This is a genomic window from Larsenimonas rhizosphaerae, from assembly GCF_026240105.1.
Lineage (GTDB): Bacteria > Pseudomonadota > Gammaproteobacteria > Pseudomonadales > Halomonadaceae > Larsenimonas > Larsenimonas rhizosphaerae.
The window spans coordinates 359,745-374,258 of record NZ_JAPIVE010000004.1; the positions used below are offsets into that span (position 1 = coordinate 359,745).

Here is a 14,514-nt window from a genome sequence, read left to right on the forward strand (position 1 = left end):
CGACGATGGGTGAGTGATCCTATACGGGGCGATGGGCCGCCAGCGCCCGCTCAAGTTCGGTTCGGGTGGGCAGGCCTTCCATGTCACCCCGGGTCTGTACCGCCAGCGCGCCGATCTGATTGGCACGCTGCAGGCAGGCGCGGGGCGACTCGCCATCCAGCCGAGCGCTGATATAGCCTGTGGCAAAGCCGTCACCGGCGCCCACGGTATCGATTACCCGGTCGACCCTGACGCCGGGAACCATGAATGCCTCAGTGGCGCTCTGATACCAGGCGCCTTCCGGCCCGAGCTTGATCACCACCTCCTTGACGCCCTGCTCCAGATAAAATGCCGCGATGCCCTCGGCGGTGGTTTCGCCGGTCAGGATTTCACCTTCCGCCAGGCCCGGCAGCACCCAGTCTGCATCGAAGGCCAGCGCATTGATGGCGCGCCGCATGGTGTCAGTATCCGGCCACAGGCCCGGCCTCAGGTTGGGATCAAAGGAAATGGACCCGCCACGTGCACGCATGGTCGCCATGGCGTGGCGCGTCAGGTCGTGAACCGAGGCCCCCAGGGCTGGCGGAATCCCGGTGCAGTGCAGGTGACGGGCACTCGCGATCAGGTCGTCCGGCAGGTCGTTCGGGGCCATGTGGCTGGCGGCTGAGCCGCGACGGAAGTACTCGACTTCCGGGTCACCGCCATCGTCACGTCGGGACTTGAACTGAAAACCGGTCGGGTAACGCGGGTCTACCTGAACCCGGGATACGTCGATTCCCTCAGCCGCCAGCGCATCAATGATGAATTGTCCCAGACTGTCCTGTCCTACCCGGCTGACCCAGCTGACATCCAGCCCTAGCCGGGCAAGCCCGATGGCGACATTGCTGTCAGCGCCGGCGATGCGCTTGTGAAAGCGCATGACCGAAGCCAGAGACCCTTCGGTCTCGGCCACCATCATGGCCATGGTTTCGCCAAAGGCGATCACATCACAGGAAGGAAGGGACATGCTCATGCACAGTGCTCCTTGGGTAACTCGTTCAACGTTTCAATCCAGTGCGCCAGAGTGATGACATCCTCGGCCGGCACAGGAAACTCGATGGCACGGGGCAACGTCTCCGGCAGGGTTTTCCAGAGCGATGACCAGTGCGCTCGCGTTACGACATTCGGGACGCAGGCCTCCCAGCCACCATTGCGAAACACTGCAGCCTTGCAATGCACGTAATCGATCCAGGGCGCCATTCGGGTCACGCTCCCGGCGATGTCATGGTCGGTCCAGTGCCCGTTGCCAAGATCCAGTGTTGCCCCGGGCCGGCGATCCATGGGCAGCCGTTCGGCCAGCGCCTTGTGAAGCGCCTCGTGACGCGCCGGATTGGCCCCATCCCGGGTTTGATCATTTTCGATCGTCAGCGGCATGGTGGAGCTTGACAGCCAGCGTGCCAGTGCATCTGCACCGGCCTCGACACCTGCAGCGGGCAGATGACCCAGCCCGCATTTCAATCGGCCGGCTCCGCATTTGAGCGCTCGGTCAGCGGCGCGCCGCAGCGCGGGCATATCCAGCGTGCCGGACTGATCAAACAGGGGCGCCGCGGCGGAATAAACCACCAGCAGGTGGCGATCAATGGCCAGTGCTGCCAGCTTTTCAAGCTCGGCATCCGTGCCGCCCAGCAGTTCCTCCCTGATCTCAACACCGGCCGCGCCGGCGTCTGCAATCCAGCTCAGCACGGCCGGCTGCCCCAGCCGGCGAACGGTATCGCTTCCAAACGCAGACGTGCAGACAAATACGGGACCCATCGATATTTCCTTGTAGTTACAAACCATCATTCTCAGTCTTTGGTAACGTTCCCAAAGCGGGGCGAGGTGACCGCCTAGTCCACCCGTGCGGTACTGCCACGCACATTCAGCGTGGCCTCGAACGTACGGTGTACGGGCGCTTCGGCATCACCCTCTATACGGGTAAGAAGCCGTATGATGGCTTCCTCGCCCATGGCCCCCACCGGCTGTTCAACCGTGGAGATCCCCGGGCCGACCAGTGCACACCATTCCAGCTCATCAATGCCCAGAAGGCCGGTTCGCTCAAGCGGCGCGGGCATCAGCTGATGCAGCGCCTGGCAGACCGCCAGGTTGACCACGCCATTACCGGTCAGAATCGCGCCTCGGCAGGCCGGAGCCTCATCCAGCCAGCCGGCCAGACGCTCGCCGAGTCGTGCCGGTTCGTTGTCCAGGTCCACTTCGAACAACTCACTCTCAAGCCCTGACAGCAGTGCTTCCGATTCAAAGCAGGCTGTACGCTCCTCGCGTGAGCTGATGCCCGGTATCGGCGGCGTTACCATCAGTACCTTTCGATATCCCTGCTCCGCCAGGTGCGTCATCGCCAGATGCATGGCCTGCGCGTTGTCCAGTCCCACCATGTCACAGGCAAGCCCGGGCAGGTGGCGATCCACCATCACCATCGGCAGACCGGCTTCGAACCGGGCCACCAGTGGCGCCACGCTGTGTCCTCGCGTATTGACGACCAGGCCTTCCACGTTATAGCCCTGAAGCACGTCGAGGTGACGCTGTTCGAGCAGATCATCACTGTCGGTATTGCACACCACCAGCGAGTATCCGCGAGCCCGGCAGGCCTGTTCGGCACCATGAATCATGGCCACGGTAAACGGGTTGCGCATGTCGGCGACCAGCATGCCGATCAGTCCGGTGCGTCGACCACGCAGGCTGCTGGCAATCCGGTCGGGGTAAAAGCCCAGCCGGGAGATGGAGGCCTCGATGCGAGTCCGCATCGATTCGGACAGCAACGACCGTTCCGGTCCGAAATAACGCGACACGCTGGTTTTGGAAACGCCGGCGTCCCGGGCGACATCCAGAATGGTCAAGCGTGGACGCGCAGGTGGTCGGGGCATGGACGATATACTCCTCGCGGATTTCCCTGAGAAAATTAATGGGAACGGTTCCAATAATGGATATAGTGCCGGTTATTCACCGGCACTGAAATGAGACTATCTGCGTAAATCGGTGAGCTTTGACTACATACACCTGGACCAATGTTCAAGTCAGCGGCGAGGCAATCCGGGCATCCTCGACCACGCACCGGTCACGTATACAATCGTTTTCATGAGACATTTCGCGATCAGGTTCAGCTATGCCCTCGGCGATCCAGACAGCGACCGAAGGATGCTCAAGCAATCGAGCGGCATACGCCATCGCCTGCTCTCCCAGATGCAGCTGGTATCCCTTGAGACGCACCGCCACCGGCGCATAGAACGCATCTGCCGCAGTAAAGGCTTCTCCGGCAAGCCAGGGGCCGCCAAACCGGTCCAGGCCCTCGCACCAGAGTGACTCGAGTCGCTTGAGGTCCTGCTCCAGCGCGTCGCCGGGAGTGCCCATGTCAATGGTCAGACTGCAGTTCATCGAACACTCGTTACGCAGCGCCGGAAAGCCGGAGTGCATTTCGGCCGCCGCACAGCGAGCAAAGGCCCGGGCTGTTGGCGCCTCCGGCCAGACACCCGGGGTGCCTTCGGCGAGGTATTCACAGATGGCCAGCGAGTCCCAGACGGTTACCTCACCGTCCACCAGGCAAGGCACCTTTCCGGTAGGCGAGAAGGCATCAAACTGTGGCTGCCGATCCCCATGAACAAACGGAACCATGATCTCGTTGAAGGGGATATCCAGTGCGTGCATCAATACCCAGGGACGCATGGACCAGGAGGAGTAGTTTCTGTTGGCAATATAAAGATGGCGTGACACGGACACTTCCTTGAGAATCATGGGGTTGGGCGCTGATACATACATCCGACGGCGTAATGGGGAAAGCACCCCGAACAAAGGTACCGCAGAATATGACATTGCCTGTGCCATGCAGTAAAAACCAGGGACAGGTTCGGCGCGGCACTGATACCGGACAACCAGGTCAGCGCCAGGCAGGCAAAACACCGTAAAGTCCTGGTGCCGGGTGTTTTCGATCCCGGTTAAACTACACCGGACAAACCGGCAGCGTACCTGCCGTGCCGTCTCGGGCACCATGGTGGCGCAGGTACGGCCTGTCCCCCTGGATACGCACTAGAAAAACAAGAATGTTCGCTCATGGGCCGGAGCCTGTTTCATGCCGCCAGACGTTTACGCCTCACCCAAAGTTCCGTTGTCAGTGGGATTTGTGCTGCTCCAGCGCTTTACCATGCTGCCGTTTTCGGCATTCGTGGACTGCCTCAGGCTGGCAGCCGACGATGGAGACAGAAGCCGCCAGGTACACTGTAAATGGCGCTTCATGACATCAGATGGCAAGGATGTGACCTCCAGCAATGGCGCCATCATGACCGGCTGCGAGCCGCTGGCGGAGCCGGAGCGCTTTGACTACATCGTGGTCATCGGCGGCGTGTTGTCCGAAGACGACCAGCAGGATCAGCAGGCCCTCGATTATCTGCGTCTGGCTGCCACCCGGCAGGTGCCGCTGATCGGGGTGTGTACCGGTGTATTTTCCCTGATTCAGGCCGGGCTGATGGAGGGACGCCGGTGCTGCGTCAGCTGGTACCACCACCGGGATCTAGCCTCTCGCTACCCGGCCATCGAGCCGGTAGCAGACCGGCTTTACCTTGATGACGGCGATCGACTGACCTGCGCCGGCGGCATTGCCTCGGCCGACCTGGCCTCCTATCTCGTCGAGCGTCACCTTGGCCGCTCCTGGGCCCGTAAAAGCCTGCACATCATGCTGATTGATGAACCGCGGGAAGGTGCACATCCGCAGCCTCAACCAGTGGTATTCAACCGGGTAGCCGACCCGATGGTACGGCGTGCCATTTCCATGTTCGAGCAACACCTGGGCACGATTCTGACCGTGGATGAACTGGCAGGACGGCTTGGCACCTCACGAAGAAGTCTGGAGCGTCGCTTCAAGGAACAGCTGGGCATCAGTCCTCAGAAGTTTGCCCGCGATCTGCGACTTCGTTATGGGTACTGGTTGCTGAGCTACACACAGTCCAGTGTGACCGATATCGGCGACCGCTGCGGATTTTCGGACACAGCCCATTTTTCCCGTCATTTCCGTGACGCCTTTGGCGTGTCCCCATCGGAAATACGCAAGCTGCCCAAAAGCGCCCGCTCCCCGCTGGTCGACCCTTTCTTCCTTCATATCGGTGATGACACCGCCCGGTAGGTTCCGTCCTGCCACGTGCTGTTGCCCATTCCTCCCGCCATGTCGGCGCATCTGTCCTTCTGCGCCAGATTCAAAAATAAATACGTTTAAAAATCAGCGATATAAGCGAATTGAAGGCTTTCTACAAAAGATTTGTCGCAAACGTTCAATCATTTCACCTCACACAAGGCCAATGATGAGCGACAGACACTCCGAGCGGCCTGAGATGAGCCACCAGGTTCACAGGGGCTTACAACCACAAGACACCAAGCCGGGTTATCTCCATGAACCATGAAGATCTGAACATCTGCGATCCCCTGATCACGTCCGCCATCGCTGAAGAAGTCGAGCGTCAGGAAGCTCATATCGAGCTGATTGCCTCGGAAAACTACACCAGCCGTGCTGTCATGCAGGCGCAAGGGTCACAGCTGACCAACAAGTACGCGGAAGGTTATCCCGGCAAGCGTTACTACGGTGGCTGCGAGTTCGTTGACAAGGTCGAACAGCTGGCCATCGACCGTGCCTGCGACCTGTTCGGCGCCGATTACGCCAACGTACAGCCACACTCTGGTGCTCAGGCCAACGCAGCCGTCTTCATGGCACTGGTCAAACCCGGTGACACCATTCTGGGCATGAGCCTGGCCCATGGTGGCCACCTGACTCACGGTGCCGCGCCCAACTTCTCCGGCAAGCATTACAACGCAGTTCAGTACGGTATCAATACCGAAACCGGCGAAATCGATTACGACGAAGTCGAGCAGCTGGCCAACGAACACAAGCCCAAAATGATCATTGCCGGCTTCTCTGCCTACTCCCGTGTGATCGACTGGCGCCGGTTCCGCACCATTGCCGATAACGTTGGTGCGTGGCTGATGGTCGATATGGCGCATATCGCCGGTCTGGTCGCAGCAGACCTCTACCCGAGCCCGCTGCCTCATGCCCACGTCGTGACCACCACGACTCACAAGACCCTGCGCGGGCCTCGTGGCGGCATGATCCTGTCCGCACATGGCGATGCCGACCTGTACAAGAAACTCAATGGCGCGGTTTTCCCCGGTCAGCAGGGCGGCCCCCTGATGCATGTCATCGCCGCCAAGGCCGTGGCCTTCAAGGAAGCGATGAGCCAGGAGTTTGTCAGCTATCAGCGTCAGGTACTGACCAATGCCAGCATGATGGCAAATACCTTTATCGAGCGCGGCTACGATGTCGTGTCCAACGGTACGGAAGATCACCTGTTTCTGGTATCACTGATCAAGCAGGGCGTGACCGGCAAGGATGCAGACGCCGCACTGGGCCGTGCCTGCATTACCGTCAACAAGAATACCGTGCCCAATGACCCCCAGAGCCCGTTTGTGACCTCCGGCCTTCGTATCGGCACTCCGGCCATTACCTCACGCGGGTTTGGCGAAGATGACTGCAGGGAACTTGCAGGCTGGATCTGTGATCTGCTCGACGTACTGGCCACCCAGGAATCCACCGACAAGGTAGAAGCGCAGGTACGTGACAAGGTGGCGACACTGTGCTCCCGCTACCCGGTCTATGGCCAAAAAGACACTGCAGCAGTCGGCGAACACGCCGCTGCCATCTGATCCACGCCGATCGAGATCGGACAGTATCTTCCGGAGAAAAACATGAAACGTTATTCTGGATTCGGGCTCGTCAAACACGCGATGAGCCACCATGAAAACTGGGAGCGCCAATGGCGCAACCCCACCCCCAAGAAACAGTACGATGTCATCATCGTTGGCGGGGGTGGTCACGGTCTTGCCACTGCCTATTATCTGGCCAAGGTACACGGCATCACCAACGTGGCCGTGATCGAGAAGGGCTGGCTGGGCGGCGGTAACACCGCACGTAATACCACCATCGTGCGCTCGAATTACCTGTGGGACGAAGCTGCAGCCCTGTTTGAGCACTCGATGAAGCTGTGGGAAGGCCTCTCACAGGACCTGAACTATAACGTCATGTTTTCCCAGCGCGGTGTGCTCAACCTCGGGCACACCCTGCAGGACATGCGTGATATCCAGCGTCGCGTCAACGCCAACCGTCTGAACGGCATTGATGGTGAAGTGCTTGATGCCAAGGGTGTTCAGGACATCGTTCCGATTCTGGACTGCTCGAAGAATGCCCGCTATCCGGTCATGGGTGCCTCCTGGCAGCCACGCGCCGGTGTGGCACGTCACGATGCCGTTGCCTGGGGCTATGCGCGTGCTGCCGACTCGATGGGCGTCGATCTGCTTCAGAATACCGAAGTGACCGGCTTCAAGATTCGTGATGGTCGCGTCCATGGCGTGCACACCAATCGCGGTGACATCGAAGCCAAAACCGTTGGCTGTGTCGCGGCAGGGAACTCGGGCGTTCTGGCCAAGATGGCCGGCTTCAAGCTACCGCTTGAATCACACCCGCTGCAGGCACTGGTATCCGAACCGCTGAAGCCGATCCTGGATACCGTGGTCATGTCCAACCACGTTCATGGCTACGTCAGCCAGTCCGACAAGGGTGACCTGGTCATCGGTGCCGGCATCGACGGCTACGTCGGCTACGGTCAGCGCGGCAGCTATACCACCATCGAGCACACCCTGCAGGCCATCGTGGAAATGTTCCCGATCTTCTCCCGTGTCCGCATGAACCGCCAGTGGGGCGGCATTGTGGATACGTGCCCGGACGCCAGCCCGATCATCTCGGCAACCCCGGTCAAGGGCATGTTCTTCAACTGTGGCTGGGGCACCGGCGGATTCAAGGCCATCCCGGGTTCCGGGCATGTCTTTGCCGCCACGCTTGCCAAAAACGAAGCCCACCCCATCGCCGCGCCGTTTTCGATTGATCGCTTTAATTCAGGCGCGCTGGTCGATGAACACGGTGCCGCAGGCGTAGCTCACTGAGGAGATTGCAGCATGTTCCATATTCACTGCCCGTACTGTGACGAATACCGCGAAGAAGAAGAGTTTCATCCCCGTGGTCAGGCACACCTGGCGCGTCCGGCAACGCCGGACACCACCACTGATGACGAATGGGGCGGTTACCTGTTCTTCCGTGACAACGAGCGCGGCATCCACCACGAACTGTGGGTGCACTCGGTGGGGTGCCGCAAGTTTTTCAACATTACTCGCAACACGGCCACCTACGAAATTCATGAAACCTACAAGATGGGTGAACGACCGTCCGTAACGGCCGAGAACCTGCCTGATTCCCAACACCAGTCCGGTGTTCAGGCAGCGACCAGCGGCTGGCAAACCGTTGGCGCACGCCCCGAGAGCGCGTCCCTGAATCAGGAGGAACAGGTATGACACAGCAAAATCGTCTTGCCAATGGCGGCCTTATCGATCGCAAGCGGCAGTTGACGTTTACCTACAACGGCAAGCGTTATACCGGTTACGAAGGGGATACCCTTGCTTCTGCGCTGCTCGCCAATGGCGTTGATATCGTCAACCGCAGCTTCAAGTACTCGCGTCCGCGCGGGGTGGTGGCCGCTGGTGCCGAAGAGCCCAATGCACTGGTACAGCTCGGCGCAACCGAATCCACTCAGGTTCCCAACGTGCGTGCGACGCAGCAGGCACTTTACGAAGGTCTGGTCGCCAAAAGCACCAACGGCTGGCCCAACGTTCAGCGCGACCTGATGGGCATGGTCGGCAAGATGGGCGGCAGCTTCATGCCCCCGGGCTTTTACTACAAGACCTTCATGGCCCCGGCCTCCATGTGGATGACGTATGAAAAATACATCCGCAAGGGCGCGGGACTGGGTCGCAGCCCCACCGAAAACGATCCGGATACCTACGATCATCTGCACCAGCATTGTGATGTGCTGGTTATCGGTGCCGGGCCATCCGGCCTGATGGCAGCCCTGAGCGCCGGCCGTCGTGGTGTTCGTGTCATTCTGTGTGATGAGCAGGAAGAAATGGGTGGCTCACTGCTCGACAGCCGTGAACTCATCAACAGCCAGCCTGCCACGCGCTGGGTCAGCGATACCCTGGATGAGCTCAACCAGCTTGATAACGTGACCGTACTGTCCCGCACGACAGCCCACGGCTATCACGACCATAACTTCGTCACCCTGCATGAGCGTCGCACCGAGCATATCTGGGACCGCGCCACCCCGGCCAACGGTCGCCCTCAGGTACGTTCACGGCTTCACCGCGTACGTGCCAAGCGCGTTATTCTGGCCACCGGAACGCACGAACGTCCGCTGGTCTATGCCAATAACGATGTTCCAGGCAACATGATTGCCGGTGCGATTTCAAGCTACATCCGTCGCTATGGCGTTGTTCCGGGCAATAGCCTGGTGCTGTCCACCAACAATGACCATGCCTATCGTACGGCCTTGAACTGGCATGAAGCCGGCCGCAAGGTGGTCGCCATCGTGGATGCCAGACCGTCGCCGAAAGGAACCCTGGTCGACCAGGCACGTGCGCTCGATATTCGCATCATCTCCGGCAGCGCCGTTATTGAGGGCAAGGGCACCAACCGAGTTTCCGGAGCATGTGTTGCCGCCATTGATCCGGCTGCCTTCAAGGTCACAGGAAAGGTCGAAGAGCTGGAGTGCGACACGATCGCGAGTTCCGGCGGCTACAGCCCGGTCGTGCACCTGTCGTCACATACCGGTACGCGTCCGCAGTGGAATAGTGAAATACCCGCCTTTGTACCGGGTGAAGTCAAGGGCATGACGCCGGTTGGCAGTGTCACGGGCGTGTTTGATCTGAAAACCGCGTTCGATACCGCTCTGTCCGCGATCGATCATGCGCTTGAAGAAGCCGGCGATACGAGCAGCAGCAAGGTCACCGAGGCACCGCAGGTTGATGCCATTCAGGAAGGCCCCTGCTGCGCGCTCTATCAGGTACCGCATACCAAAACCACTCTGCGGGCCCCGAAACAGTTCGTTGACTTCCAGAATGACGTGACGGCTTCAGCCATCGAAATCGCGACACGCGAGGGCTTCGAATCCATCGAGCACGTCAAGCGGTATACCGCACTGGGCTTCGGTACCGACCAAGGCAAGCTGGGTAACATCAACGGTATGGCGATTGCCGCGCGCATCCTCAATCGCAGCATTCCCGAAGTCGGGACGACCGTATTCCGCCCCAACTACACACCGGTGACCTTTGGTGCCATCGCCGGTCGTCATTGCCGTGACCTGTTCGACCCCGAGCGTTATACCGCCCTGCATCAGTGGCATGTCGAGCACGGCGCGGAGTTCGAGGACGTCGGCCAGTGGAAGCGTCCGTGGTACTTCCCGAAAACCGTCAACGGCAAGAAGGAAACACTGGACGAAGCTGTAGCACGTGAGTGCCTGGCCGTTCGTGAGAAGATCGGCATTCTCGATGCCTCGACGCTTGGCAAGATCGACATCCAGGGCCCGGATGCACGTGAATTCCTCAACCGCGTTTACACCAACAAGTGGGCCAAGCTGGCACCGGGTCGCGTTCGTTACGGCCTGATGTGCAAGGACGACGGCATGCTGATGGATGATGGTACGACCAGCTGCCTGGCCGAAAACCACTTCCTGATGACCACCACCACGGGCGGTGCTGCAGGCGTTCTGGAATGGCTGGAAGTATGGCACCAGACCGAATGGCCGGAACTCGACGTCTACTTCACCTCCGTGACCGATCACTGGGCCACCATGACCGTAACCGGTCCGGATGCTCGGAAGCTGATGGAAGAAGTAACCACCGACGTGGATCTTGACCGTGAATCGTTCAAGTTCATGGACTGGAAGGAAGGCACCGTCGCCGGCGTTCCGGCGCGCATCTTCCGTATTTCCTTCACCGGTGAGCTGGCCTACGAGATCAATATACAGGCTAACTACGCCATGAAGGTCTGGCTCGAGCTGTTCGACAAGGGCGAGAAATACGGCCTGACCCCGTACGGCACTGAAACCATGCACGTACTGCGTGCCGAGAAGGGCCTGATCATTGCCGGTCAGGACACCGACGGCTCGGTAACTCCGGAAGACCTCGGGCTTCAGTGGGCCGTCGGCTACGACAAGCCCTTCGAGTGGATCGGCAAACGCGCCCTGACGCGCCCCGACACCTCACGCAAGGACCGCAAGCAGTTTGTGGGCCTGAAGCCGAAGGATGCCAATGTCGTGCTTGAAGAAGGGGCTCAGATCGTACTGGATCCCAACCAGTCCATTCCGATGGCCATGGTCGGTCACGTTACGTCAAGCTACTACAGCGCCCATTTGAAGCGTGGTATTGCACTGGCCGTGGTGAAGGGTGGTCATGAGCGCATGGGCGAAACCGTCTATCTGCCGATGGCAGATGGCAAGGTGCATGAAGCAGAAATCGTCAGCCCGGTATTTCTTGATCCCAAGTGGGAGCGTCAAAATGTCTAATATTCAGGAATTCGATTGCCGTCCGGACAGTCAGCAGGGTGCCGAATCCTCACTCCACTGGAGCTATCAGAACCAGAAGCCACGTTCGCCGGGGCAAAACCCCGGCGTGCAGATCAGTGAACATGCCCTGCTGGGTCACCTGACCCTGCGCGGCGGCGCCATTGTTCTGGATGAAGCGGTACGTGATGTGCTTGGCACTACCCTGCCCTCACGCCCTCACGCCATCAACCAGAACGATGCGGGGACCCACTCGATCCAGTGGATCTCTCCCGATGAGTGGCTGGTGATCGTGCCCGGTGGAGAGGAATTTTCTATCGAGGCTCGACTTCGCAAGGCGCTGGGCGATGCCCACTTCAGTATCGTCAATGTCAGCGGCGGGCAGACCGTTCTGACCCTGTCCGGCGAGAAGGCGCTTGAGGTGCTGATGAAATCAACATCCTACGATGTTCACCCCCTCGCCTTCCCGGTGGGCAAGGGCGTTACCACCACCTTCGGCAAGGCAACCGCCATTATCCGCCGCCCGGCGGAAGATCACTGGGAGCTGGTTATACGTCGCAGCTTTGCAGACTACATCTATCGCTGGCTGCTTGATGCATCGGCGGAATATGGCGTCACCACCTCCTGACCGGCCGAGGTCGGCCTGAACGGGCCGACCTTTCCTCTCGATTTCCCACGAACATGGACACGTCATGACTACGATGGCCACTACCTGGATATTGTCTGCCCAGTGCGAAAGTCGTCTGGGTTCTGTGGATGTGCTGACGCGCTTTTTAAAGGAGCAGCACTGCTATATCACGGAAGTCAGTTCGTTCGATGATTACCGAGCAGGCCAGTTTTTCATTCGCGCCGCCTTTCGCCCTGAAGCCACCGGCGACTTTGATCCAAGTGCCTTCGAGGCTGATTTTCAGGAGCGGGCCTCGGCGTTCAACATGACATTTGAACTGACGCCTGCCAGCAAGCGCGTCAAGACCATCATCATGGTATCCAAGGCCGATCACTGCCTGAACGACCTGCTGTATCGCCACAGGACCGGACAGCTTCCTCTGGATATCCAGGCGATCGTTTCCAATCACCCGGACCTTGAGCCGCTGGCGCAATGGCATGGGCTACCGTATTACCACTTCCCGGTCACAGCCGGAACCAAGTCGAGTCAGGAAGCGAAGATACGACAGGTGATCGAGGAGACCGAGGCTGAACTGGTCGTGCTGGCCCGCTACATGCAGGTGCTTTCACCGGCAATGTGCAACCTTCTGACCGGCCGGGCCATCAATATTCACCACTCCCTGCTGCCTGGCTTCAGGGGAGCAAGACCCTATCATCAGGCGTACGAAAAAGGCGTCAAGATGGTCGGCGCTACCGCTCATTACATCAATGACGACCTTGATGAAGGCCCCATTATCGCCCAGGGCATCGAGCCAGTTGATCATGCCCACTATCCGGAAGACCTCGTCATCAAGGGTCGGGATATCGAGTGCCTGACGCTGGCACGCGCCATCCAGTTACATATAGAGCGTCGCGTCTTCATGCATTCAGGCCGAACGGTGATTCTCAAACACTAGCACCGGGACAACACCGCGCCCTCCTGAACCCTCTCATATTCAGCCTGCTACTCCTTCTGCGAGCACTGTAGCGGGTCATAACAATAAAGGAGCCGCTTACAATGCCTATAAGCGTGTTTGAGCTATTCAAGATCGGTGTCGGGCCATCCAGCTCTCATACCGTTGGGCCGATGCAGGCCGCCCATGACTATCTGCAGGAGCTGAGGGACAGGCATCTTGTCGGAGACGTTGCCCGAATCACCGTCAAGCTGTTTGGTTCACTGTCCTCCACCGGCATCGGACACGGCACCGACCGGGCCGTGATCATGGGGCTGATGGGTGAGCGCCCTGACTCGATCAACCCGGAGGTCATCGCCGGAGATATCGATACCCTGCTGGAAACCCGCCAGCTGCTGCTGGGGCGTGAACAGCCCGTCAGATACATCTGGGACGAGGATATGCAGTTCCACGACGAGCGGCTGGAATATCATCCCAATGCCATGTCGATTCACGCCTTTTCCCAGAACGGCGAGATGCTGTACGAAAACACCTATTACTCGATCGGTGGCGGCTTTGTAGTGGACCATGTTCAGGCCACCTCGGGGCTACCGCCCGTCGATGATGTCGCGCTGCCCTACAACTTCGATACAGCCGTGGAACTGCTGAGCCTGTGCAAGCAGCACAACATGCGCATCAGCGAGCTGATGATGGCCAACGAACTGGTCTGGCGCAGTGAGCAGGATGTGCGGGACAGGCTGTGGAATATCTGGAAGGCCATGTGTGACTGCATCGATCAGGGGCTTACCAATGAGGGCATCCTGCCGGGCGGCCTGAACGTAAAACGACGTGCACGCAAGCTGCATCAACGTCTTCAACAGGTGGAACAGGACCCCTGCCTGATTGCCTCGACCTTCTCGGCGATGGAATGGGTCAATATCTTTGCCCTGGCCGTGAATGAGGAAAATGCCGCGGGCGGGCGCATGGTGACAGCACCGACCAATGGCGCGGCCGGCATTATACCGGCGGTACTGCATTACTACATGAAGTTCCAGCCCGGCGCCTGCGAGCGCGATGCGGTCGATTTCCTGCTGACGGCTGGCGCCATCGGGATCCTGTGCAAGAAAAACGCCTCGATTTCAGGCGCCGAAGTCGGCTGTCAGGGCGAAGTCGGTTCGGCCTGCGCCATGGCAGCAGCCGGTCTGGCTGAAGTCATGGGCGGCACGCCTGAACAGGTCGAGAACGCTGCGGAAATCGGCCTTGAGCATAACCTGGGGCTGACCTGCGACCCGGTCGGCGGGCTCGTACAGGTGCCCTGCATCGAACGCAACGCCATTGCCACCGTCAAGGCCATCAATGCCGCCCAGCTGGGCCTGCGTGGTGACGGCCAGCACTTCATCTCGCTGGACAAGGTCATTCGTACCATGCGCGATACCGGCCGCGACATGCAGGACAAGTACAAGGAAACCTCCAAGGGAGGGCTGGCCGTCAATACCATCGAGTGTTGATGATCTGACGTCAGGACAAGCCTCCGGTGGGCATCCACTGCC

At 59.5% G+C, this 14,514-nt stretch carries 12 protein-coding genes; 8 read left to right on the plus strand and 4 right to left on the minus strand.

The window, feature by feature from the left end; all coding sequences use genetic code 11:
* Positions 1-19: 19 nt before the first annotated feature.
* The 4 genes from OQ287_RS14350 to OQ287_RS14365 all read right to left on the minus strand — a co-directional run bounded on the left by OQ287_RS14350 (position 20) and on the right by OQ287_RS14365 (position 3,717).
* Entirely contained in the window at positions 20-988 is a 969-nt protein-coding gene (locus tag OQ287_RS14350) for a sugar kinase (RefSeq protein ID WP_322974133.1), read from the minus strand.
* Entirely contained in the window at positions 985-1,767 is a 783-nt protein-coding gene (locus OQ287_RS14355; RefSeq protein WP_250938144.1) for a sugar phosphate isomerase/epimerase family protein, read from the minus strand. Before OQ287_RS14355 ends, OQ287_RS14350 begins: the two co-directional genes overlap by 4 nt.
* 74 nt (positions 1,768-1,841) lie before the next feature.
* On the minus strand, positions 1,842-2,873 hold the full coding sequence (locus OQ287_RS14360; protein ID WP_250938143.1) for a LacI family DNA-binding transcriptional regulator: 1,032 nt from the start codon (positions 2,871-2,873) through the stop codon (positions 1,842-1,844).
* 145 nt (positions 2,874-3,018) lie between these two features.
* Positions 3,019-3,717, minus strand: coding sequence for a glutathione S-transferase family protein (locus tag OQ287_RS14365; protein WP_250938142.1), 699 nt, complete (start codon positions 3,715-3,717; stop codon positions 3,019-3,021).
* A gap of 355 nt (positions 3,718-4,072) precedes the next feature.
* Here OQ287_RS14365 and OQ287_RS14370 point away from each other — a divergent pair, with 355 nt between their 5' ends.
* The 8 genes from OQ287_RS14370 to OQ287_RS14405 all read left to right on the plus strand — a co-directional run bounded on the left by OQ287_RS14370 (position 4,073) and on the right by OQ287_RS14405 (position 14,472).
* Positions 4,073-5,119: a GlxA family transcriptional regulator gene (locus tag OQ287_RS14370; RefSeq protein ID WP_250938141.1), complete on the plus strand. Its 1,047-nt coding sequence runs from the start codon at positions 4,073-4,075 to the stop codon at positions 5,117-5,119.
* 263 nt (positions 5,120-5,382) lie between these two features.
* Complete coding sequence (gene glyA, locus OQ287_RS14375) at positions 5,383-6,687, plus strand: serine hydroxymethyltransferase (RefSeq protein ID WP_250938140.1); 1,305 nt, start codon at positions 5,383-5,385, stop codon at positions 6,685-6,687.
* A 42-nt stretch (positions 6,688-6,729) separates the two neighbouring features.
* Complete coding sequence (locus tag OQ287_RS14380; RefSeq protein WP_250938139.1) at positions 6,730-7,980, plus strand: sarcosine oxidase subunit beta family protein; 1,251 nt, start codon at positions 6,730-6,732, stop codon at positions 7,978-7,980.
* A 12-nt stretch (positions 7,981-7,992) separates the two neighbouring features.
* Positions 7,993-8,385: a sarcosine oxidase subunit delta gene (locus tag OQ287_RS14385; RefSeq protein ID WP_250938138.1), complete on the plus strand. Its 393-nt coding sequence runs from the start codon at positions 7,993-7,995 to the stop codon at positions 8,383-8,385.
* Positions 8,382-11,429, plus strand: a complete 3,048-nt coding sequence (locus OQ287_RS14390; protein ID WP_250938137.1) for a sarcosine oxidase subunit alpha — start codon at positions 8,382-8,384, stop codon at positions 11,427-11,429. Before OQ287_RS14385 ends, OQ287_RS14390 begins: the two co-directional genes overlap by 4 nt.
* The gene (locus tag OQ287_RS14395; RefSeq protein ID WP_265896890.1) at positions 11,422-12,054 is read left to right on the plus strand and encodes a sarcosine oxidase subunit gamma; all 633 of its coding nucleotides are present in this window, start codon (positions 11,422-11,424) and stop codon (positions 12,052-12,054) included. The genes OQ287_RS14390 and OQ287_RS14395 overlap by 8 nt, the downstream gene beginning before the upstream one ends.
* A gap of 64 nt (positions 12,055-12,118) precedes the next feature.
* A complete protein-coding gene (purU, locus tag OQ287_RS14400; protein ID WP_265896891.1) occupies positions 12,119-12,988 on the plus strand; it encodes a formyltetrahydrofolate deformylase in 870 nt (289 codons plus the stop codon).
* Between the two features lie 101 nt (positions 12,989-13,089).
* Positions 13,090-14,472, plus strand: coding sequence for an L-serine ammonia-lyase (locus OQ287_RS14405; RefSeq protein WP_250938131.1), 1,383 nt, complete (start codon positions 13,090-13,092; stop codon positions 14,470-14,472).
* Positions 14,473-14,514 lie beyond the last annotated feature (42 nt).